The organism is Burkholderia sp. L-4, from assembly GCF_056856535.1.
The window spans coordinates 1,861,403-1,881,616 of record NZ_JBXEOX010000001.1; the positions used below are offsets into that span (position 1 = coordinate 1,861,403).

Below are 20,214 nucleotides of genomic sequence, written 5' to 3' on the forward strand. Positions count from 1 at the left end.
AACGGGATACCGGGACAGTGTCGCGCCGCGGCCAACGCATCGGTACACCCCGCCCGACGCCGACTGGCACGCACGCACTTTCTGGCCGGCAGGTCTCCTGGCTGACAGGTCGGCGCCGGCTCCCGGCCTTCCCGGTGAAACCAGTGGCATGAGGGGGAGATCGGCTCGCTGTCTACAGTTGCGGGGGCAGCCACAGCGGCGCGCGGCGCGCCCTGTGTTCCCTCTTCGGCCCCGAAGGGCACCGGCGAACGAACGGCCGTAGGATACCCGATTTCGGCACCGGCCCGACATCGGCCATGTGCGTCGCAACCGTGTCGCAGCATGGCTGCGACGACCTGCGCGCGGCAGCGCGGATGGTACGATTGGCGGCTCGGCACTGGATCGGCGACACGCCGGTGTCCGCGACGATGAAACTGGGCGGGGCCAGCTGTTCGCCATGCGGATCGCGCGGGCCTGGCCGACACCGCTGGCGCGTCCCGCGCCGGGCAGTCGGCGCCGACGGCAATCGCCGGATCGACGCGCGGCGGCGCAACGGCCGCGCATCGCAACACACTGGATGAAATCGAACGATGGGGAAGGGTGCATGACGGCGTGGCTGACGGTAGTGGGCATCGGCGACGACGGTTACGCGGGGCTCGGGCGCAATGCGCGACGCGCGCTGCTCGGCGCGACGCGCGTGGTCGGCGCGAAGCGGCATCTCGACATGCTGCCCGCGCGGTTGCCGGCCGCGCGCGAAGCGTGGCCGTCGCCGTTCGATCTCGCGGGCGTGCTCGCGCGGCGCGGCTCGCCCGTCTGCGTGCTCGCGAGCGGTGACCCGATGCTGTTCGGCGTCGGCGCGACGCTCGCGCGCCAGCTTTCTCCCGACGAATGGCGCGTGCTGCCCGCGCCGTCGTCGCTGTCCCTCGCGGCCGCACGCCTCGGCTGGGCGCTGCAGGATGTCGGCGCGGTGTCGCTCGTCGGCCGTCCGCTCGCGACGCTCGCGCGTCATCTGCTGCCGGGCCGGCGCCTGTTCGTGCTGAGCGCCGACGGCCGCACGCCGGCCGCCGTCGCGGCCGAACTCGCCGCACGCGGCTTCGGGCCGACGCGCATCAGCGTGTTCGAACATCTGGGCGGCCCGCTCGAACGGCGCGTCGACGGCCTCGCGCAGGACTGGAAAGTCGCCGAAACGGCCGCGCTCAATCTCGTCGCGCTCGACTGCCGGGCCGGCCCCGACGCGCCGCGCCGCGCGCTCACACCGGGCCTGCCCGACGATGCATACCGCCACGACGGCCAGCTCACCAAGCGCGACTTGCGCGCGATGACGCTCGGGCGCCTCGCGCCCGTACCCGACGAGCTGCTGTGGGACGTCGGCGCGGGCAGTGGCTCGATCGGCATCGAATGGATGCGTGCGCATCCATCCTGCCAGGCGATCGCGGTCGAGGCGCATGCGGAACGGCAGCGCTTCATCGAACACAACCGCGACGCACTCGGCGTGCCGGGCCTGCAGCTCGTCGCGGGCCGCGCGCCCGACGCGCTGGCAGGGCTCGCCACGCCCGACGCGATCTTCATCGGCGGCGGTGCGACGGCGCCCGGCGTGCTCGACGCGTGCTGGGCCTCGCTGAAACCCGGCGGCCGGCTCGTCGCGAACGCGGTCACGCTGCAGGGCGAGATGGCGCTCGCCGCGTGGCGCGACGCGCACGGCGGCACGCTCACGCGCGTGTCGCTCGCGCATGCGGAACCGCTCGGCCGCTTCGACACGTGGCGCCAGCCGCTGCCCGTCACGCTGTACGACGTGCGCAAGCCCGACGCGGCCGACAGGGTCGAGACGGCCGATGTGATCGACATAGCCGGCGCATCGAACCCGGCGAACGCAACGGACGCGTGATGCGCGACGAAACCCCCGAACAGCCCGCGCCGCTGCGGTTCGGCTACACGACCGGCAGCTGCGCGACCGCGACGTCGCTCGCGGCTGCGCGGCTGCTGCTCGCGGGCCGGGCGGACGACGCGGTCGAGATCGTGCTGCCGAAAGGGCAGCGCGTGATGATGCGGCTCGAGTTCTGCCGCCTCACGGCCGAAGGCGCGGAAGCCGGCACGATCAAGGATGCCGGCGACGATCCGGATGTCACGCACGGCGCGCTGATCTTCGCGCGTGTCGCGCTCGCGGCCGTGCCCGGCGTGCGCTTTCACGCGGGGCCGGGCGTCGGCACGGTCACGCGCGCGGGGCTGACGCTGCCGGTCGGCGAACCGGCGATCAACCCGGTGCCGCGCCAGATGATGACGACGCATCTGGAGGCCCTCGCAGCCGAGCACGGCTACGCAGGCGGCTTCGACGTGACGATCGGCGTCGAGGGCGGCGAGGCGCTCGCGCTGAAGACGATGAACCCGCGCCTCGGCATCGTCGGCGGGCTGTCGATCCTCGGCACGACGGGCATCGTGCGGCCGTTCTCGTGTTCGGCCTATATCGCATCGATCCACCAGGGGATCGATGTCGCACGCGCCAACGGCATCGCGCATATCGCCGCGTGCACGGGCAACGCGAGCGAGGACGCGATGCGCGCACACTACGGCCTGCCCGACATGGCGCTGATCGAGATGGGCGATTTCGCGGGCGCGGTGCTCAAGCACCTGCGCCGCGCACCGGTCGCGCGGTTGTCGATGTGCGGCGGATTCGGCAAGCTCAGCAAGCTCGCGGCGGGCCATCTCGACCTGCACAGCCGCCATTCGAGCATCGACCTGCCGCTGCTCGCGCAATGGGCGGCAGAAGCCGGCGCGAGCGAGGCGCTGCAGGCCGCGATGCGCGCCGCGAACACGAGCCAGGAAGCGCTGAAGCTCGCCCTGGCCGACGGCGTGCCGCTCGGCGATCTCGTCTGCGCGCAGGCGCTGCGGGTCGCACGCGACATCGTGCCGCCGTCGGTCGCCGTCGAGATGTTCGCGATCGACCGGCAGGGCCGCTTCGTCGGGGAAGCGCGATGAGCATGCGCATCCTGCTGCTCGGCGGCACCGGCGACGCGCTGAAGATCGCACGCGCGCTCGGCCCGCATCACGTCTACAGCCTGGCCGGTCTCGGCAAGGTGCCGGACGACCTGCGCTGCGACGTGCGCGTCGGCGGCTTCGGCGGGGCCGCCGGCCTGGCCACGTATCTTCGCGACGCCGAGATCAGCCTCGTGATCGACGCCACGCATCCGTATGCCGCGCAAATCAGCGCGAACGCCGCTGCCGCGACGCGCGACGCGGGCGTACCGCTATGGGCGCTGCGCCGCGCGCCCTGGACGCCGCAACCGGGCGACGACTGGCGGATGGTCGACGACTGGGCCGGCATCGAGGCCGCGCTCGCGCCGTTCAGGCGGCCGCTGTTCACGCTCGGCCGCGAACCGCTCGCGCACCTCGATACGATCCCGCCACACCAGTTCTGGCTCGTGCGCTGCCTCGACGCACATCCCGGCAATGCGCATGCGCAGGTCATCGCCGCGCGCGGGCCGTTCACGCTCGACGGCGAACGTGCGCTGTTCGCGCTGACGGACATCGACGTCGTCGTCAGCAAGAACAGCGGCGGTGCGGCCACCGAGGCCAAGCTCGATGTCGCGCGCGAACGCAGGGTACCGGTCGTGATGCTGCGCCGGCCGTCGCTGCCCGATGCCGACCGGGCGTTCGATTCGGTCGCGGCACTGCTCGACGCACTCGATCCGGCCGCGCGCGTTTGACGCCGCGCAGCGGATCATCCAACGTATTGACGGAGAATTTTCGATGACGGTGTATTTCATCGGCGCGGGGCCCGGCGACCCCGAGCTGATCACGGTGAAGGGCCAGCGCCTCGTGCGTACGTGCCCGGTGATCCTGTATGCGGGCTCGCTGGTGCCCGCGGCCGTGCTCGACGGTCATCGCGCGGAGCAGGTCGTCAACACGGCCGATCTCGACCTCGACGCGATCGTCGCGCTGCTCGCGGACGCGCATGCGCAAGGGTGGGACGTCGCACGCGTGCATTCGGGCGACCCGTCGCTGTACGGCGCGATCGGCGAGCAGATCCGCCGGCTGAAGGCGCTCGGGATTCCGTACGAAATCGTGCCGGGCGTGACGGCGACGGCCGCGTGCGCGGCGACGCTCGGCGTCGAGCTGACGTTGCCCGGCGTCGCGCAGACGGTGATCCTCACGCGCTTCGCGGGCAAGACCACGATGCCGGAAGGCGAGGCGCTCGGTTCGCTCGCCGCGCACCGCGCGACGCTCGCGATCCATCTCGGCGTGCGCCATCTCGCGCGCATCGTCGACGAAGTGCTGCCGCACTACGGCGCGGATTGCCCGGTCGCGGTGATCTATCGCGCGAGCTGGCCCGACGAGGAGCGCGTGACCGGCACGCTGGCGGACATCGTCGACAAGGTGCGCGGCACGCAGATCGAGCGCACCGCATTGATCCTGATCGGGCGCGTGCTCGATGCCGACGGGTTCGCGGATTCGACGCTGTACGCGAGCGCGGGCTGATCACGCCGGCCCGGCGGACGGGCCGCTCAGGCCTGCGCCGTCTGCCGCGCCAGCCGCGGCGCAAACCCGGCCGCCAGCGCGAACAGCGCGACACACAGGCACGCCATCGCGATCCACGCGGGCGTCAGGTCCGCGAGATGCTGGCGCACGAGCCCGGCCGCGAACGGGAACAACCCGGCGACCAGATAGCCGACACCCTGCACGAACCCTGTCAGCGATGCAGCGTCGGCCGGCGTTGCCGCATGGTCGACCGTGACGATCAGCGACAGCGGAAACAGCGCGCCGATCCCCGCGCCGAGCAGCAGCGCGGCCGGCAGCGCGAACGCGCCGGGTGCGGCCAGCATCGCCAGCAACCCCGCGAACAGCGACGCGATCGCCGCATGCAGCGCGGGCCGGCGGTCGGGCAGGCGGTCGATCGTTGCCGAGATCGTCAGCCCCGCGATAACTTCCGCGAGCGTCACGCCGCCGAGCAGGCTACCGGCCGCCGTCGGCGACCAGCCGAGCCGCATGTAATACGGCGGCAGCCAAGCGAGCACGAGCGTGTAGGCGCCCGTCGCGATCCCGAAGAACAGCGCGAGCCGCCACGCACGCGCCGAACGCGACGGTCGTGCATTCGACGTCGAGACCTGCCCGGCGGCGAAGCCGTCGCCGCCGCGGCTGGCGAGCGGCCATGCGAGCGCGGCCACCGCGGCCGGCAGCGCCCAGCCGGCCAGCGCGGCGAGCCAGCCCCAGCGCGCCGCGGCGAACGGCGCGACCACGCTCGCCAGCACCGCGCCGCCCATGATCGACGTCGAATAGACGCCCATCGCGCCGCCGATGCGCGTCGCGAAATGCGCCTTCACGAAACCGGGCAGCAGCGCCTGCACCATCGCGATCCCGACGCCCGCGCAGCAGGCGCTCGCGAGCAGCAGCCACGCGTGCCGCGCGCCGATGCGCGATGCGCAGGCCAGCCCGATCAGCGCGACGCCGAGCCAGACACCGCCCGCGATGCCGGTAACGCGCTGCAGGCGCCGCGCGCCCAGTGCGCCGAGCCCCATCAGCAGGATCGGAATCGTCGTCAGCAGGCTGGCCGCGCCGTCGCCGATACCGGTCGTGCGCTGGATCATGTCGAGCAGCGGGCCGACCGCGGCGAGCGCGGGACGCAGGTTCAGCCCGACCAGCACGATGACGGCCAGCCGCCATCCCGGGGAAGTGAAGCGATTCATCGACGAGGCCCTCGATATCGGTGCGCGGCTGCCGTCGAGACGCCGCGCGTTTTTCAGGTAAAGTATCTCGACATCAAGATAAATGCCGATTTATCTCGACGTCAAGATAACTGGTGAGCCGAGGAGGGTTAATGGATCGAGCCGCGCATGCGCTCGCGCAATGGCGCGCCGAGCGTCCGGATCTGGACGCGTCGTCGATGGTCGTGATGGGGCGGCTGCAGGAAGCCGCGCTCGTGATCGCGCGCGACCGTCTCAATCCGCTGTTTGCGCGCTACGGGATGCAGCCGGGCGAATTCGACGTGCTCGCGACGCTACGGCGCAGCGGCGCGCCGTTCGCGCTGACGCCGACCGCGTTGTACGACGCGCTGATGATGTCGTCGGGCGGCATGACCGCACGCATCGACCGGCTGCAGAAGGCCGGCTGGGTCGAGCGGCGGCCGAATCCGGCCGACGGGCGCGGCACGCTCGTCGCACTGACGGATACGGGTCGCGCGCTGATCGACGATGCGGTCGTTGCCCACATCGAGAACCAGCGCGCGCTGCTGGCCGTGCTGTCGGAGGCGGAGCAGGCGCAGTTGTCGCACCTGCTGGGAAAGCTGCTGGCCGGTCTCGAAGGTGCGGCGACGGCGGCTTGATGCGGGTGCCCGGTGCGGGCGACAAAGGCGTCGTGGACGTCGCTTGCCGACCCCGAGCCGCCATTCGACTCAGTGGGTCGTCAGCGACCGTTGTCCAACTGGAACGGCCAACACGGTGGTCGTACGCGAAGCCGTGTGCCACGACCGCGTCCTTCCACTCCGCATCGCTACGCGAGCACCGCGCGCAGTACGCCCCTACGATTGACCGATTTGCTGTGCGGCCATCCGGTATCGATCGAGTAGGCGAGTCGTCGAGGTCGCGCGGGCAGGTCGTCTCGGATTTGCAATCAAGGATTGGTCGAACGTCGATGACGGGCGGGCACGACTTCTGTTTCAGGCGAACGCCGGCTGGTTCTTGACGCTGGGGCGCTCCCGCATTCTCGTGTACCAATCCAGCAGCGCCTCGCACTCCGCGGGCACGGTCAACTTCACGATTGACGCAAAGACCAGACCGCCGATGACGGTGATGTCGGCCATGGAGAAGGCATCCCCAGCGACAAACGGCTGCTTTTTCAGAACGTCATTGAAGTAGTGCATGCCCCTCAAGGCCTTGTCGCGCTGACGAAGCCCCCATTCGGCGTTCTGATAGCGCTCGACGTTCGGTCCCAATCCTGGCGTGGCATGGTGGAAATAGACACTGATTGCGTCGAGCAACTCCAGCTCGGCGCGCTTGCTCATCATGTGGATCACGCCCTTTTCGAGTGGTGTCTTGCCGGTCAGCGTGGGTGCGCCATCAAGCGTATCGAGGTATTCGGTAATGGCAGTGCATTCGGCGATGCACGTTCCGTCGTTTAGTTCAAGGACCGGCAGCGTTCCCGAGTAGTTTTTCTCGGAGATGAATTCGGGCCTTTTGTGCTCCCCCTTGTAAAGGTCGACCATCACGAACTCGACGCGCGATCGCAGACCTTTCTCGGCCAGGGCGATACGGACGCGTGTCGGATAAGGTCCCTTGGGGAAATCGTAAATCGTCATGATCGGGAGTTGGGTTACGTCGAAATCGGTGGTGCTGAAAGTCATGCGTGCCTCTCTATGCGGTTTGTCACACGGGATTGGACGATAAGGGGAATGGTCACTCATGCCTACCTAACGTTCGTTAGGTTTACCATAGAAGGTATAATTGCGGGTGTCAACGGTCGTGGAGGCGGTAGCAGAGTGAAGAACGAGTCAGGCCTGAGTTCCAGGGAGCGAATCCTGGTGGCCGCCACAAAGATTGCCCAGGCGCACGGCTACGGCGGGCTGAACTTTCGTGATCTCGCTGAAGCCGTCGGTATCAAGGCTGCGAGCATCTACCACCACTTCGCAAGCAAGGCCGATCTTGGCGCAGCGGTGGCGAGGCGGTATTGGGAGGAATCGGCAGCTACGCTGGATGCGATCCTGGCCGAATCCGCAGATCCGATCGATTGCCTGCGCCGCTATCCCGATACGTTTCGCAAGGCGCTTGAGCGTGGCAATCGCATATGCCTGTGCAGCTTCATGGCTGCCGAATCCGATGACCTGCCGGAAACGGTGACGAAAGAGGTCCAGACTTTTGCCGATGTGAATGTTGCGTGGCTGAGCAAGGTGCTGTCCGCTGCGGCCGTGGTCAGCGCCGAGGATAGCGAACGGCGTGCTCGCGCGATCTATGCCGCGGTCGCCGGCGCTCAGCTCGTTGCCAGGAGTCGCTCCGATATTTCCGTCTACGACGGGTTGATTGAAAGTTATCGCATTGCGGGTCTTCTGCCGGCATAGCCACCGCATCGAGCAAGTCGACTTTGCGGACTTTCGTCTCGGCGAGGTACGGACGGCCGCGTTTCGCGGTGAACGGATCTACGAACGTGGGATCAGGCGTCGCTCATGATGTCGCTTCCTGATCGAATGTGGTCGGCCTCCGCTCGGTGACACATGACCGGCGCAGATCGACCCGAAGCAGTCGTTCGATGCCGCCAGTCTCCAACGACCGCTACACGAATCGGAGCGGCCGTTTGCCTGTCCTGGGTCGACTTATCACTTGATGAACCAGTCGAAATACGGTGCGTCAAGAGTTGAGCCGGGGAGTGCCATCCAATTGACCAATATGTCTTTGGGGTCGGTTCGTAGACAGCCAGCCTCTTTGTCCCATTCAAATTGAGTCTCTTGAAGAAGGCCTACACCACTGAACACTGACAGTGCTCCGAAACAAAAGTATGTCCAGGCTCCAGGGGGCCCACTCCGACCGCGCACATAAACTTCCTGCGTCCTCAGGCTATCTCGAAACTCAATCTCCAACTGATGGTCACTCGCGAGAATGTCTGCCAACGTCAATTTTCCGAGAGGTATATCGGTAAAAAAGGCTGGGGACGAACCCGAATAGACTTGGTCGTGGAGCAATATAACAATGACATCGTCGGCGATATCTTCATCGTTGTATGAAATCTCTACCTGGGTTTCCTCATAGCGATAATAGCTGTGATTGGCTGAAACAAAGCTGGGTGTACCCAGAATATCTTGCACACGCTTCTTTGGTACACCAGGAACAATATGTTGCAGAAGGTTCTTTGGTGTCGTATGAATTTTTACTACTAAGTCCCCGTTGACCTCCATTTTTCCTTCTGTTGATAGTCCAGCGATGCGCTCTCGCGTAATTGCTTCATATCTCAGATTGACCATGAGCGGCCTGATCGTTCCACCTTCCCAGCGTCGAGACTCCCGTGTTGTCTCCGTCTCGCGGAAGGACTCCCATGCTGACTGTGACTGCTGAAGTAACAGGCGGTCATCTCCGTCGAGCTCTCGAATTTTGCTATTAATTATCGCGGCTAATTCATCGTCAGCCTGCGTTGCCTTTTTCATCGACAGCAAGTTCATGTCTGTTTGCGTCAGAGCCTGCTCCCAATCTGGGTCATGCTCTGCTTTCTCGGCGTCGCCAACCAATTGTGAAGCAGCATCTGTATATTGCTGCGCAGTGACGATGGCTATGCTGGCAGATTTACCCAGAGCCTGAGCACGAAAGCTCTGAAGTTCCTCCAGAGTCATTCCATTTTTGTCCAGTTTCTCCTTGAGATCGGCAAGCTCGTTCAATTGCGAAATATTTTCCGCATCGGGCTTCCCTTCTATTTTTCTTTCAAGCAGATATTTGAAAAATAAGTAAATCCCGCCGAGGGACGGGAGAGCTAAAATTTTGACCCAGTCGTTTTGAAGAAGCGTGTTGACGCTCTTCTGGATTTCAACAATCTCCAAGCCCACCCCCTTTGTGACAGGCTTCTAGCGTATCAGAATAGAAGCGCCAGCGAAGTAGTAGAATGGGCGAGGCATACTTGCGCAGCCACAACAGAGTGGAGGAAGCCAGCAAAAGGCCGTTCCCTCGACGATAAGCGACGTCCGAATGTGCTTGGGAAAATACAGGCCAATGGCTGTAGATGGCCGAACGCCGACATTCCTCCCCAGCGTCCCCCCGGACATCCACGAAGAACAAAAAAAGCCCGCCGCACAATGCGGCGGGCTTGAGCAACACAGCGGCCACCTGCAGCGTGGCCGCCCAGATTCAGCCGCGTGCCGGGATATTGAGCCCGCGCGCGACGGCCGGGCGGGCAACGAACGCGTCGAGCGCGCGTGCCACATGCCGGAATTCACTGAAGCCGACCAGGTCGCCTGCTTCGTAGAAACCGACAAGGTTGCGCACCCACGGGAAGATCGCGATGTCGGCGATCGTATAGGTGTCGCCCATCACCCACTGGCGGTTCGCGAGATGCGCGTCGAGCACGGCGAGCAGGCGTTTCGACTCGGCGACGTAGCGATCGCGCGGACGCTTGTCCTCGTAGTCGCGGCCGGCGAACTTGTGGAAGAAGCCGAGCTGGCCGAACATCGGCCCGATGCCGCCCATCTGGAACATCACCCACTGGATCGTCTCGTAACGGCCGGCGAGATCCTTCGGGATCAACTGGCCGGTCTTGTCCGCGAGATAGATCAGGATCGCGCCCGATTCGAACAGCGGCAGCGGCTTGCCGTCGGGGCCGTTCGGGTCGATGATCGCCGGGATCTTGTTGTTCGGGTTCAGCGACAGGAATTCGGGCGAAAACTGGTCGTTCGTGTCGAAGCGCACGAGGTGCGGCTCGTACGGCAGGCCGGTTTCCTCGAGCATGATCGACACCTTGACGCCGTTCGGCGTCGGCAGCGAGTAGAGCTGGAGACGGTCGGGATGCTGGGCCGGCCACTTTTGCGTGATCGGGAAGGCGGACAGATCGGGCATGAAGGTTCGCTCGTCGAAGGGAATGTTCCGCGCTCCGTCCGTACTGCCGCGCGCTCCGATGGACCACGCACGGCGGCGGGCCGGGGCGCGCCGAAAACGCCCACTGTAGCCGATCCCCGGAATCGATGCAGGCGTCGGTCGACCCCGCACGCAGGCAGCCGTCAGCGTTCGATGACGCAAACACGCGCACCGGCCTCACTTGCGCGTCGACGGACATGGTGGGGCAGGGCATCTCGATTCCGCGCGTCGCCGACCTTGAAGACCTCATGGTCGACATGGCCAACGCGAGCGTCACGAGCGAGGAACGGGCCGAATATTTCCATGCGCTCTGGGAATTGTTGCGGCCGCGCTGAAAGCGTTCTCTACCGGATCACATGGCAGGCCCTTGGCGGTCGTCCAGCATGAGTCGATCCGCCGCGCGACATATGATGTCCTAACACGTATCGCGTCACGCGGCATGGCGATCCCCGAAATAGTCTCTGCCAGTCGGATCGTATCTCGGCGGAAGGTTTTTGTCAGGGAAAGTCCCGTCCCGCGCGCCACGGTTTTTTGTTGACCGACATCGTATAACGCCGTCATGATTTCCTGAAAAGAAAGGTCCCATCCACCGACCGAAGTGAGGAGACATGAACACCACCACGATCGCTCGCCATGTCCGCCGGATCGTACTCGCACTGGGTTTCTCGCTGTCTGCCGCGGCGGCCGTTGCGGCGCCCGTGTCGCTGAACATCGTCGACGTCGCGGGCAACCTCCAGCTCACGCAGAAGGCCATCGAGGCGTTCCGGGACAAGAACCCGACCCTCGTGTCGAACGTCACGTTCACGAATGCGCCGGCGCCTCAGCTGCCGGGCAAGATCAAGGCGATGCAGGCGGCGGGGCGCGCCGACATCGACCTCGTGCTGACGGGCACCGACGCGCTGGCCGCCGGCATCGAACAGAACCTGTGGCTCAAGCTCCTGCCCGACAATGCAGCCGCGTTCCCCGGCGTGCTCGACAGATACGCGCCCGGCCCGCGCAAGATGCAGGATCTCGCGCAGGGCTTCGGCCTCGAAGTCACCTACATGCCGGCCGGTCCGCTGCTCGAATACAACCCGGCGAAGGTCGGCAACCCGCCGAAGACGCCGGATCAACTGCTCGCCTGGTGCAAGGCGCACCCGAACAAGCTGATCTATGCGCGTCCGGCGAACTCCGGCCCGGGCCGCACGTTCCTGATGGGGCTGCCGTACGTGCTCGGCGACAAGAATCCGCGGGACCCGATCAACGGCTGGGACAAGACCTGGGCGTTCCTGAAGGCGCTGAACGACTGCGTGCCGTACTACCCGGGCGGCACGTCGGCGGTGATGAAGGAGCTCGGCGAAGGCACGCGCGACATGACCGTGACCGTCACGGGCTGGGACATCAACCCGCGCGCGCTCGGCATCGTGCCGGCCGAGTTCCGGATCCAGGCATTCGACGACATGACGTGGGTCAACGACGCGCATTTCATGGTGATTCCGAAGGGCGTGCCGAAGGACAAGCTCGACGTGCTGTTCAAGCTGATGAACTTCCTGCTCGAACCGGCACAGCAGGCGATGACCTACGACGACGGCTATTTCTATCCGGGCCCGGCGGTGAAGGGCGTGACGCTCGAGATGGCGCCCGCGCACAGCCAGGACGTGGTCCGCAAGTTCGGCCGCCCCGAGTACGCGAAGCTGCTCGCCGATCGCCCGCACGTGCAGCCGCTCAGCGCACAGGCGATGGTCGCCGCGTTCCAGAAGTGGGATCGCGAGATCGGTTCGCAGAAATCGAAGTGACGCCTGAACCGGCGGGCGCCGCGGCGCCCGCGTCGAGGGAGTTCCGTGCAATGAAGCACAGTTTCGAACGGTTGCGGCTCGACGGCGTGTGCCGCAGTTTCACCAATGCGCAAGGGGCGCGGGTCGCCGCGCTGAACGGCCTCGATCTCGAGATCCGGCGCGGCGAGTTCATCGCGCTGCTCGGCCCGTCGGGCTGCGGCAAGTCGACCGCGCTGAACTGCATCGCGGGGCTGCAGCCGCTGACGCGCGGCGGCATCTGGCTCGACGACACACGCATCGACGTGCTGCCGCCCGAGCGCCGCGGCTTCGGGATGGTGTTCCAGAACTACGCGCTGTTTCCGCACATGTCGGTGCTCGAGAACGTCGGCTTCGGCCTCAAGATGCGCGGCGTGCCGAAGCAGGAAACGCGGCGGCGCGCGCAGCAGGCGCTCGAACTCGTGCAGCTCGTCGGCCATGAGGGCAAGCTGCCCGGGCAGCTGTCGGGCGGCCAGCAGCAGCGCGTCGCGATCGCGCGCGCGATCGTGATCGAGCCGCCGCTCGTGCTGATGGACGAACCGCTGTCGAACCTCGACACGAAACTGCGCATCGAGATGCGCGCCGAGATCCGCCGCATCCACACGCAGCTCGAGCGCGCGACGATCTATGTGACGCACGACCAGGACGAAGCGCTGTCGATGGCCGACCGCATCGTCGTGATGAAGGAGGGCGTCGTGCAGCAGGTCGCGTCGCCGAAGGACGTCTACACGCGCCCGCGCAACCTGCACGTCGCGCGCTTCATGGGCTACCGCAACGTGCTGCCGTTCACGCTCGAGGGGATGGCCGGCGACGACGTCCGGGTCGCGGCCGGCGGCGTCAGCCTCACGGGCGTCCCGATGGCCGGCTTCGATACGAAGGACGTCGTGGTCGCGCTGCGCCCCGACGACATCGAGCGCGCGGACGAAGGCAGCCACAACGCGTTCGACGCGACCGTCGAAACGGTCGAATACGGCGGCCGCGACTCGCTGCTCCGCGCGGTCACGCCGTTCGGCGCGATCTGGGCGCGCGTCGCCGGCGATTTCGCGCAAGGCGAGCGGTTGCGGCTGCGCGTCGCGCCTGCCCGGACGCTCGTCTACGCGGCGGAGCGGGCATGAGCACGCTCGCGTCCGGCGCGCCGCGCGACGCGAAGGCGTGGCTCGTCACGCCCGCGCTCGCGTTCATCGCCGCGCTGTTCGTCTATCCGTTCGCGTACGGCCTCGTGCTGTCGTTCCAGCCGATGAACGGCGGCGGCGCGCTCGCGAACTACGTGCAGTTCTTCACCGACACCGCGATGTGGCCGACCGTGCTCGTCACGCTGAAGCTCGCGGTGCCGGCGACGCTGCTCAACGTCGGCATCGCGGTACCCGTCGCGTTCGCGCTGCGCCGCCACTCGCCGTACCAGAAGCTCGTCACGACGCTGCTCGTGATTCCCGTCACGCTCGGCACGGTGCTCGTCGCCGACGGGATGCTCACGTATTTCGGGCCGAACGGCTGGTTCCCGCAGGCGCTGCAGGGGCTGCACCTGTACACCGACGAGGTGCGCCTGACGCACAACTACTGGGGCGTGCTGCTGTCGCTGATCGTGTCGGGCTTTCCGTTCGCGTTCCTGCTGATGCTGTCGTACATCAGCGGCATCGACCCGACGCTCGCGCGCGCCGCGGCCACGCTCGGCGCGAACCCGTGGCAGCAGTTCCGGCAGATCTACCTGCCGCTGCTCGTGCCGGGGCTCACGATGGCCGCGTGCCTGTCGTTCGTGCAGGCGTTCTCGGTATTTCCGTCGGCCGTGCTGCTCGGCGCGCCGGCCGGGCCGACGCGCGTGATCTCGATCGCGGCCGCCGAGGCTGCGTTCGAGAGCTACGACTATTCGCTCGCGTCGGCGATCGCCATCGTGATGGGTTTCGTCCAGCTGCTGGTGGTCGCGTCGATGCTCGGCGCGCGCCGCTTCTTCTATACGGGCGCGGTGACGGGAGGCAAGGGCTGATGGCAACCGACAATCATGCCGCGCGCGCATGGCCGCCGAAGCACGACGCGCCGGATGCACGGCCCGTCGACGCAAGGAAACCGCACCGGATGAAAGGCAACCTCGCCGGCCGCGCCTGGAAGGCGCTCGTCTGGGGGCTGATGGCGTTCTTCCTGCTGAACGTGCTGCTGCTGATCGCGACCGTCGCGGTGAACTCGGTCGCGACGCGCTGGTTCGGCACGCCGCTGCCGCAAGGCTTCACGCTGCACTGGTACGCGAAGGCCTGGGCGGACTTCCAGCTCGCGAGCGTGCTGTGGGTGACCGTCGAAGTCGTCGGCGCGGTCGTGCTGCTGTCGATCGCGCTCGGCGTGCCGGCGGCATATGCGCTCGCACGCGTGCGGTTTCTCGGCAAGCGCTTCGCGCTGCTGGTGTTCCTGCTGCCGCTGATGGTGCCGCCCGTCACGTACGGGATCCCGATGGCGACCGTGATGTACAAGATCGGGCTCGCGGGCACGCTGCCGGGCGTGATCCTCGCGAACCTCGTGCCGGCGCTGCCGTTCGTGATCCTCGTGATGACGCCGTTCATCGAGCAGATCGATCCGAACCTCGAAGCCGCCGCGCGCATCTTCGGCGCGAACACGTGGCGCTATTTCCGCTACGTGCTGCTGCCGCTGCTGGTGCCCGGCATGCTTGCGGCCGGGCTGCTCGTGCTGGTGCGCACGATCGGGATGTTCGAGCTGACGTTCTTCACCGCGGGGCCGAGCACGCAGACGCTCGTCGTCGCGCTGTATTACGCGGTGTTCTCGACTGGCGTGCGCGCGCCGCAGTCGATCGACGCGATGGCGATGATCTACATGGCCATCACGCTCGTCTGGGTCGTGATCGCGCTGCAGTTCGTGAGCCCGACGCAACTGGTCAGCCGCGTGAAGCAGGAGCGTCAGTAGACGAGGGGGCAAGCGGTCGCGCGCGGCATCCGTGCAATTGGTTACAAATGGATACCGCGCCCGGCACGCGGACGTTGCAGACTACGCGGCGTTCCACTCGATCGACGGATCTCCATGAAGTTTCAAACGCTGCTGACACTCGCCGGCGCAACGACGCTGCTGGCCGCCTGCAACCTGCTCCACGACGGTCCCGGATCGAGCGACGTCGACGCGGCCGTGCGCCGCGCGCTCGAAGCGGAAAACCACGGCGGCCTGAACGCGCTGTTCGGCCAGCCGCTGCCTGTCTCGGCCGATGTCGTGTCGGCCAAACCCGACGGCGACTGCAAGAAGCTCGGCGATCGTACGTACGCGTGCGACGTTGTCGTCACGTGGCGCAATGCCGACTACTCGCCGTCGCGCGCGAACCTGACCTTCGTGAAGGCCGCCGACGGCTCGTGGCAAACGTCGGGCGTCGATGCGGCGCTCGTGACGGGCACCGCGAAATCGCTGATCGACCATATCGGCAACGCGTGGCCCGGCAATGCGGCAAGCGGCGCGTCGGCGCCGCAGTGATGGGCTGGCGGCACGCCTTCGGCACCTTCTGCCGGTACGCGGCCGCGTCCTGATCGGCCTCGCGGTCTCGCTGCTCCCCCTCCCCAAAAAGGGCGCGAACACTGGCCCGATTCCGATCGAAGGCATCCTCGGTATGCGGGCCGGCTTATAGGGAAAACCCTTATTTCGAGATATAATGGCGGCCTAAGAGAAAGGTCGGACCATGCCTGAACGCTTCCAAACCCTTGAAAAATTTGTGTTTTCCCTCGTCGTGATGTCCGCCGTGGTGTGCTCGGCATTCCTCGCGTACGAGCGTCACCCCGAGATCAAGATCGCGCTGCACGAAGGCGAAGCGCTGATGCGCGAGAGCGCGAAGTACTCGGTGATCTGCTCGCCGTCCAAGGTCGATCCTTGCGTCGAGATGTCCGCGTACTGAGCGGTTTTGCGGGCTTGCCCTGCATCGTCGTCGATCTGAATCCCTTGAAGCCGCGCTCATCGGGTATCCGGAAACCGGCCGCAAGACAGGGCGGATGCACGAACCCGCCACGAGCCGAGTCGCTGGCGTAAGCAGCCCCGAATCCAGCCGGCCCCGCTTCGAGCAATCGAGCGGGGCCGTTCCGTTTCTGCCCGCCTCACACGACATGCCGCGGCGCGCCGCCGGCGAACGCGGCCACGTTGTCGACCAGCTGGTCGGCGAGCGCCTGCATCGCCTCGTCGCTCGCCCACGCGACGTGCGGCGTCAGGATGAACGCCGGATGCGACAGGATCGCGTGGAACGGATGCGCGGCCGGCAGCGGCTCCTGTGTCACCACATCGAATCCCGCACCCGCGATCCGCCCCGACTGCAACGCGTCGACGAGCGCGCGTTCGTCCACGAGGCCGCCGCGCGCCGTGTTGATCAGCAGCGGCCGGCGCGCCATCCGGGCGAATGCTTGCGCATCGATCAGGTGGCGCGTCGCCGGTGTGAGCGGGCAGTGCAGCGTGATCACGTCGCTGTCGCGCAGCAGCGTGTCGAGCGGCACATGGTCACCATCCGCGGTATCGCCGTGCGCCGCGAACAGTACGCGCATGTCGAGCGCACGGGCGATCCCGGCCACCGCGCGGCCGAGCACCCCGTCGCCGACGATCCCGAGCGTCGCGCCCGCCAGGTCGCGGATCGGGTGATCGAAGAAGCAGAACTGCCCGCTGTCGAGCCAGCGCCCCGCGCGCACCGCGTCGCGATACGCCAGGAGGCTGCGTCGCAGCGCGAAGATCAGCGCGAACGTGTGCTCCGGCACCGTGCGGACCGCATAACCGCGAATGTTGCTCACGACGATACCGCGTGCCGCGCACGCAGCGAGATCGACGAGGTCCGTGCCGGTGGCGGCAATCGCGATCATCCGCAGTTTCCGCGCGTCGGCGAGCGCCGCCGCGTCGAGCCGCACCTTGTTGATCACGACGATGTCCGCGTCGTCGATGCGCGCGGCCACGTCGTGTGCGGCCGTCCGGTCGAACGTTCGCATCACGTGCGGAAACGGGAACGGCTTCAGCACGGTCTGCGGCGACAGCGTCGCACGGTCGAGAAACACGATCTTCGCGGGAGCGGAAACGGAAAACATGGCGGGTCTCGCTGACAGGCGCCCGGTGGCGCGGAACGGCTTCGATTCTGCCGGCGGCGCGCGCGCCGTCGTTTGACCGTTGCGCGAGCGCGCTTTCCCGGACGGAAAGGCCGGCGCACCGCACGGTGGCCGGCGCGACGCTCGTGCTGCCGCGCGCCTTTCCGTTTCGGAAAGCCTGGTTGAGCATCGATCGATTTTCGCGGTGCGCGAACGCCGTCATGATCGCCGTCATCGATTCCACGATCTGAACGGAGACAACCATGACACGACCGCTCGACGGTATTCGCGTGCTGGAACTCGGCCAACTGATCGCCGGGCCGTTCGCGGGCCGGATGCTTGCCGAATTCGGCGCGGACGTGATCAAGGTCGAACCGCCCGGCCTCGGCGATCCGCTGCGCAAGTGGCGGCTGCTGCACGACGGCACGTCGGTCTGGTGGGCCGTGCAGTCGCGCAACAAGACGTCGCTCACGCTCGACCTGCGCACGCCTGAAGGGCAGGACGTCGTGCGCCGCCTCGCCGCCGAGGCCGACGTGCTGATCGAGAATTTCCGGCCCGGCACGCTCGAAGGCTGGGGGCTCGGCTGGGACGTGCTGTCCGCGCTCAATCCGGGGCTCGTGATGCTGCGCGTGTCGGGCTTCGGGCAGACGGGCCCGTATCGCGACCGGCCGGGCTTCGGCGTGATCGCCGAGGCGATGGGCGGCTTGCGGCACCTGACCGGCGAGCCGGGCCGCACGCCAGTGCGCGTCGGCATCTCGCTCGGCGATTCGCTGTCGGCGTTGCACGGCGTGATCGGCGTGCTGCTCGCGCTGCGGCATCGCGAGCAGCAGGGCGGCAAGGGGCAGGTCGTCGACGTCGCGCTGTACGAATCGGTGTTCAACCTGATGGAAAGCCTGCTGCCCGAATACGCGGCGTTCGGCGCGGTGCGCGAGCCGGCCGGCAGCAGCCTGCCCGGCATCGCGCCGACCAACGCGTACCGTTGCCGCGACGGCAAGTACGCGCTGATCGCCGGCAACGGCGACAGCATCTTCCGGCGCCTGATGGACCTGATCGGCCGGCCCGACCTCGGCCACGATCCCGCGCTCGCGCACAACGACGGGCGCGTCGCGCAGGTCGAGCGCATCGACGCGGCGATCGGCGCGTGGAGCGCGCGCCACGATCTCGACGACGTGCTGGCGGCGCTCAACGAGGCGCGCATCCCGTCCGGGCGCATCTACGACGTGGCCGACATCGCCGCCGACCCGCATTACCGCGCACGCGACATGATCGTCGACGCCGCGCTGCCCGACGGCACGCCCGTGCTCGTGCCGGGCATCGTGCCGAAACTCGACGTCACGCCCGGGCGCATCGAGCGTCCGGCGCCCGCGCTCGGCGCCGATACCGACGCGGTGCTCGAATCGCTCGGCATCGATGCCGCGACGCGCGACGATTGGCGCACGCGCGGCGTGATCTGAACCGGACCCGGGAGAAGACGACATGAGCGGGCAACGCAAACGGCTCCATATCCACGAAGTCGCGACGCGCGACGGTTTCCAGAACGAAGCGGCCTTCGTCGACACCGACGACAAGATCGCGCTCGTCGACGCGCTGAGCGCATGCGGCTACGCGAAGATCGAGGTCACGTCGTTCACGTCGCCGAGGGCGATCCCCGCGCTGCGCGACGCGGAGGCGGTGATGCACGGCATCGTGCGCGCACCGGGCGTCGTCTACACGGTGCTCGTGCCGAACGTGCGCGGCGCCGAGCGCGCGCTGTCGTGCGGCGTCGACGAAGTGAACCTCGTGATGTCGATGAGCGAAAGCCACAACCGCGCGAACCTGCGGATGACGCGCGAGCAGTCGTTCGCGCAGCTGCGCGGCGTGATCGACGCGGTACGCGGCGCGCGGGTCGCGATCAACGTGTCGCTGTCGACCGCGATGGGGTGCCCGATGGAAGGCGACGTGCCGGCCGAAACGGTGCTCGCGTGGATGCAGCGCTTCGCGGATCTCGGCGTGCACGGCTTCACGCTGTGCGACACGACGGGCATGGCATTTCCGTCGCAGGTGCGCGCGTTGTCCGAACGCGCACGCGAACGCTTCCGCGCGCTGCCGCTCACGCTGCATTTCCACAATACGCGCGGGATGGCGCTCGCCAATACGCTCGCGGCGCTCGACGCCGGCATCGACCGCTTCGACGCATCGCTCGGCGGGCTCGGCGGCTGCCCGTATGCGCCGGGTGCGACCGGCAACGCATGCACCGAGGAACTCGTGCACATGCTCGAACTCGACGGCTACGATACGGGCGTCGACCTCGCGGCCGTGCTGGCCGCGTCGGCGCGGCTGCCCGCGCTGATCGGGCACGATGTGCCGAGCCAGATCCTGAAGGCCGGCCGCCGCTCGGACCTGCATCCGCCGCCGCGCGCCGACGCGGGCGAGATGCCCGCGCAACGCGCTTTCTCATGAACGACAACCGGAGCGAATTCCATGGCGCTGATTGACCACCTCGACCATCTCGTGCTGACCTGCGTCGATCCGGACAAGACCCGGCATTTCTACACCGAAGTGCTGCAGATGCAGCTCGAAACGTTCGGCGCCGGCCGGCTCGCGTTCCGCTTCGGCAACCAGAAGATCAACCTGCACGTGCGCGGCGCGGAGTTCGAGCCGAAGGCGCACGTGCCGGTGCCCGGCGCGCTCGACCTGTGCTTCATCGCATCGGTGCCGCTCGACGACGTGATCGCGCACCTGCGGCGCGTCGCATGGCCGATCGTCGAAGGGCCTGTCGAGCGCACGGGCGCCACGCGGAAGATCCGCTCGGTCTACGTGCGCGATCCCGACCTGAACCTGATCGAGATCGCCGAGCCGATCTGAGCCGAGGCAGCCCGTCGCCGCGCGCACGCGGCGTTCGCA

Annotated in this window: 21 protein-coding genes and 1 riboswitch; of the genes, 16 read left to right on the plus strand and 5 right to left on the minus strand. The window is 67.1% G+C overall.

Annotation, left to right across the window (positions count from 1 at the left end; all coding sequences use genetic code 11):
* Window positions 1-70 precede the first annotated feature (70 nt).
* Window positions 71-261, minus strand: a riboswitch (cobalamin riboswitch).
* Between the two features lie 322 nt (window positions 262-583).
* Genes cbiE through cobM form a run of 4 tightly spaced genes read left to right on the plus strand, consistent with a single transcriptional unit; the run spans window position 584 to window position 4,452 of the window.
* The gene (gene cbiE / locus AC1VVG_RS08640) at window positions 584-1,864 is read left to right on the plus strand and encodes a precorrin-6y C5,15-methyltransferase (decarboxylating) subunit CbiE (RefSeq protein WP_482835897.1); all 1,281 of its coding nucleotides are present in this window, start codon (window positions 584-586) and stop codon (window positions 1,862-1,864) included.
* Complete coding sequence (locus AC1VVG_RS08645; RefSeq protein ID WP_069705141.1) at window positions 1,864-2,952, plus strand: cobalt-precorrin-5B (C(1))-methyltransferase; 1,089 nt, start codon at window positions 1,864-1,866, stop codon at window positions 2,950-2,952. Before cbiE ends, AC1VVG_RS08645 begins: the two co-directional genes overlap by 1 nt.
* The gene (locus AC1VVG_RS08650) at window positions 2,949-3,680 is read left to right on the plus strand and encodes a cobalt-precorrin-6A reductase (protein WP_482835502.1); all 732 of its coding nucleotides are present in this window, start codon (window positions 2,949-2,951) and stop codon (window positions 3,678-3,680) included. The genes AC1VVG_RS08645 and AC1VVG_RS08650 overlap by 4 nt, the downstream gene beginning before the upstream one ends.
* A 43-nt stretch (window positions 3,681-3,723) precedes the next feature.
* A complete protein-coding gene (gene cobM / locus AC1VVG_RS08655; RefSeq protein ID WP_482835503.1) occupies window positions 3,724-4,452 on the plus strand; it encodes a precorrin-4 C(11)-methyltransferase in 729 nt (242 codons plus the stop codon).
* Window positions 4,453-4,478: 26 nt separating this feature from the next.
* Here cobM and AC1VVG_RS08660 read toward each other — a convergent pair whose 3' ends face one another.
* On the minus strand, window positions 4,479-5,657 hold the full coding sequence (locus tag AC1VVG_RS08660; protein WP_482835504.1) for an MFS transporter: 1,179 nt from the start codon (window positions 5,655-5,657) through the stop codon (window positions 4,479-4,481).
* Between the two features lie 131 nt (window positions 5,658-5,788).
* Here AC1VVG_RS08660 and AC1VVG_RS08665 point away from each other — a divergent pair, with 131 nt between their 5' ends.
* Complete coding sequence (locus tag AC1VVG_RS08665; RefSeq protein ID WP_226253655.1) at window positions 5,789-6,292, plus strand: MarR family winged helix-turn-helix transcriptional regulator; 504 nt, start codon at window positions 5,789-5,791, stop codon at window positions 6,290-6,292.
* Between the two features lie 333 nt (window positions 6,293-6,625).
* Here the strand turns inward: AC1VVG_RS08665 and AC1VVG_RS08670 are convergent, their stop codons facing one another.
* Window positions 6,626-7,309, minus strand: a complete 684-nt coding sequence (locus AC1VVG_RS08670) for a glutathione S-transferase (RefSeq protein ID WP_482835505.1) — start codon at window positions 7,307-7,309, stop codon at window positions 6,626-6,628.
* Between the two features lie 135 nt (window positions 7,310-7,444).
* Here AC1VVG_RS08670 and AC1VVG_RS08675 point away from each other — a divergent pair, with 135 nt between their 5' ends.
* A complete protein-coding gene (locus AC1VVG_RS08675) occupies window positions 7,445-8,020 on the plus strand; it encodes a TetR/AcrR family transcriptional regulator (RefSeq protein WP_059557685.1) in 576 nt (191 codons plus the stop codon).
* Window positions 8,021-8,275: 255 nt separating this feature from the next.
* Here AC1VVG_RS08675 and AC1VVG_RS08680 read toward each other — a convergent pair whose 3' ends face one another.
* Complete coding sequence (locus AC1VVG_RS08680; RefSeq protein ID WP_482835506.1) at window positions 8,276-9,484, minus strand: lysozyme inhibitor LprI family protein; 1,209 nt, start codon at window positions 9,482-9,484, stop codon at window positions 8,276-8,278.
* Between the two features lie 304 nt (window positions 9,485-9,788).
* Window positions 9,789-10,493 carry a glutathione S-transferase N-terminal domain-containing protein gene (locus tag AC1VVG_RS08685; RefSeq protein WP_034186882.1) on the minus strand — a complete coding sequence of 235 codons (705 nt, stop codon included), beginning with the start codon at window positions 10,491-10,493 and terminating at the stop codon, window positions 9,789-9,791.
* A 125-nt stretch (window positions 10,494-10,618) separates the two neighbouring features.
* Between AC1VVG_RS08685 and AC1VVG_RS08690 the strand changes: the two genes are divergently transcribed.
* From AC1VVG_RS08690 to AC1VVG_RS08720, 7 genes are all read left to right on the plus strand, one after another.
* A complete protein-coding gene (locus tag AC1VVG_RS08690) occupies window positions 10,619-10,846 on the plus strand; it encodes a hypothetical protein (protein ID WP_482835507.1) in 228 nt (75 codons plus the stop codon).
* A gap of 273 nt (window positions 10,847-11,119) precedes the next feature.
* Entirely contained in the window at window positions 11,120-12,286 is a 1,167-nt protein-coding gene (locus AC1VVG_RS08695) for an ABC transporter substrate-binding protein (RefSeq protein WP_482835508.1), read from the plus strand.
* Between the two features lie 50 nt (window positions 12,287-12,336).
* A complete protein-coding gene (locus tag AC1VVG_RS08700; protein ID WP_482835509.1) occupies window positions 12,337-13,416 on the plus strand; it encodes an ABC transporter ATP-binding protein in 1,080 nt (359 codons plus the stop codon).
* Window positions 13,413-14,282 carry an ABC transporter permease gene (locus AC1VVG_RS08705; RefSeq protein WP_034186878.1) on the plus strand — a complete coding sequence of 290 codons (870 nt, stop codon included), beginning with the start codon at window positions 13,413-13,415 and terminating at the stop codon, window positions 14,280-14,282. The genes AC1VVG_RS08700 and AC1VVG_RS08705 overlap by 4 nt, the downstream gene beginning before the upstream one ends.
* Entirely contained in the window at window positions 14,282-15,205 is a 924-nt protein-coding gene (locus AC1VVG_RS08710) for an ABC transporter permease (RefSeq protein ID WP_482835510.1), read from the plus strand. The genes AC1VVG_RS08705 and AC1VVG_RS08710 overlap by 1 nt, the downstream gene beginning before the upstream one ends.
* Before the next feature lie 114 nt (window positions 15,206-15,319).
* Window positions 15,320-15,757 (plus strand): hypothetical protein, encoded by a 438-nt coding sequence (locus AC1VVG_RS08715; RefSeq protein ID WP_034186876.1) that lies wholly within the window; start codon window positions 15,320-15,322, stop codon window positions 15,755-15,757.
* A gap of 202 nt (window positions 15,758-15,959) precedes the next feature.
* Window positions 15,960-16,172 (plus strand): hypothetical protein, encoded by a 213-nt coding sequence (locus AC1VVG_RS08720; protein WP_006497261.1) that lies wholly within the window; start codon window positions 15,960-15,962, stop codon window positions 16,170-16,172.
* A gap of 196 nt (window positions 16,173-16,368) precedes the next feature.
* Here the strand turns inward: AC1VVG_RS08720 and AC1VVG_RS08725 are convergent, their stop codons facing one another.
* A complete protein-coding gene (locus AC1VVG_RS08725) occupies window positions 16,369-17,334 on the minus strand; it encodes a D-2-hydroxyacid dehydrogenase (RefSeq protein ID WP_049032495.1) in 966 nt (321 codons plus the stop codon).
* 260 nt (window positions 17,335-17,594) lie between these two features.
* Between AC1VVG_RS08725 and AC1VVG_RS08730 the strand changes: the two genes are divergently transcribed.
* From AC1VVG_RS08730 to AC1VVG_RS08740, 3 genes are read left to right on the plus strand one after another with little or no spacing between them, the layout of a single operon-like run.
* Window positions 17,595-18,785, plus strand: a complete 1,191-nt coding sequence (locus AC1VVG_RS08730) for a CaiB/BaiF CoA transferase family protein (protein ID WP_034186874.1) — start codon at window positions 17,595-17,597, stop codon at window positions 18,783-18,785.
* A 22-nt stretch (window positions 18,786-18,807) separates the two neighbouring features.
* Window positions 18,808-19,770 carry a hydroxymethylglutaryl-CoA lyase gene (locus tag AC1VVG_RS08735; RefSeq protein ID WP_124607927.1) on the plus strand — a complete coding sequence of 321 codons (963 nt, stop codon included), beginning with the start codon at window positions 18,808-18,810 and terminating at the stop codon, window positions 19,768-19,770.
* Window positions 19,771-19,791: 21 nt separating this feature from the next.
* On the plus strand, window positions 19,792-20,175 hold the full coding sequence (locus AC1VVG_RS08740; RefSeq protein ID WP_034186872.1) for a VOC family protein: 384 nt from the start codon (window positions 19,792-19,794) through the stop codon (window positions 20,173-20,175).
* The last annotated feature ends 39 nt before the right edge of the window (window positions 20,176-20,214 follow it).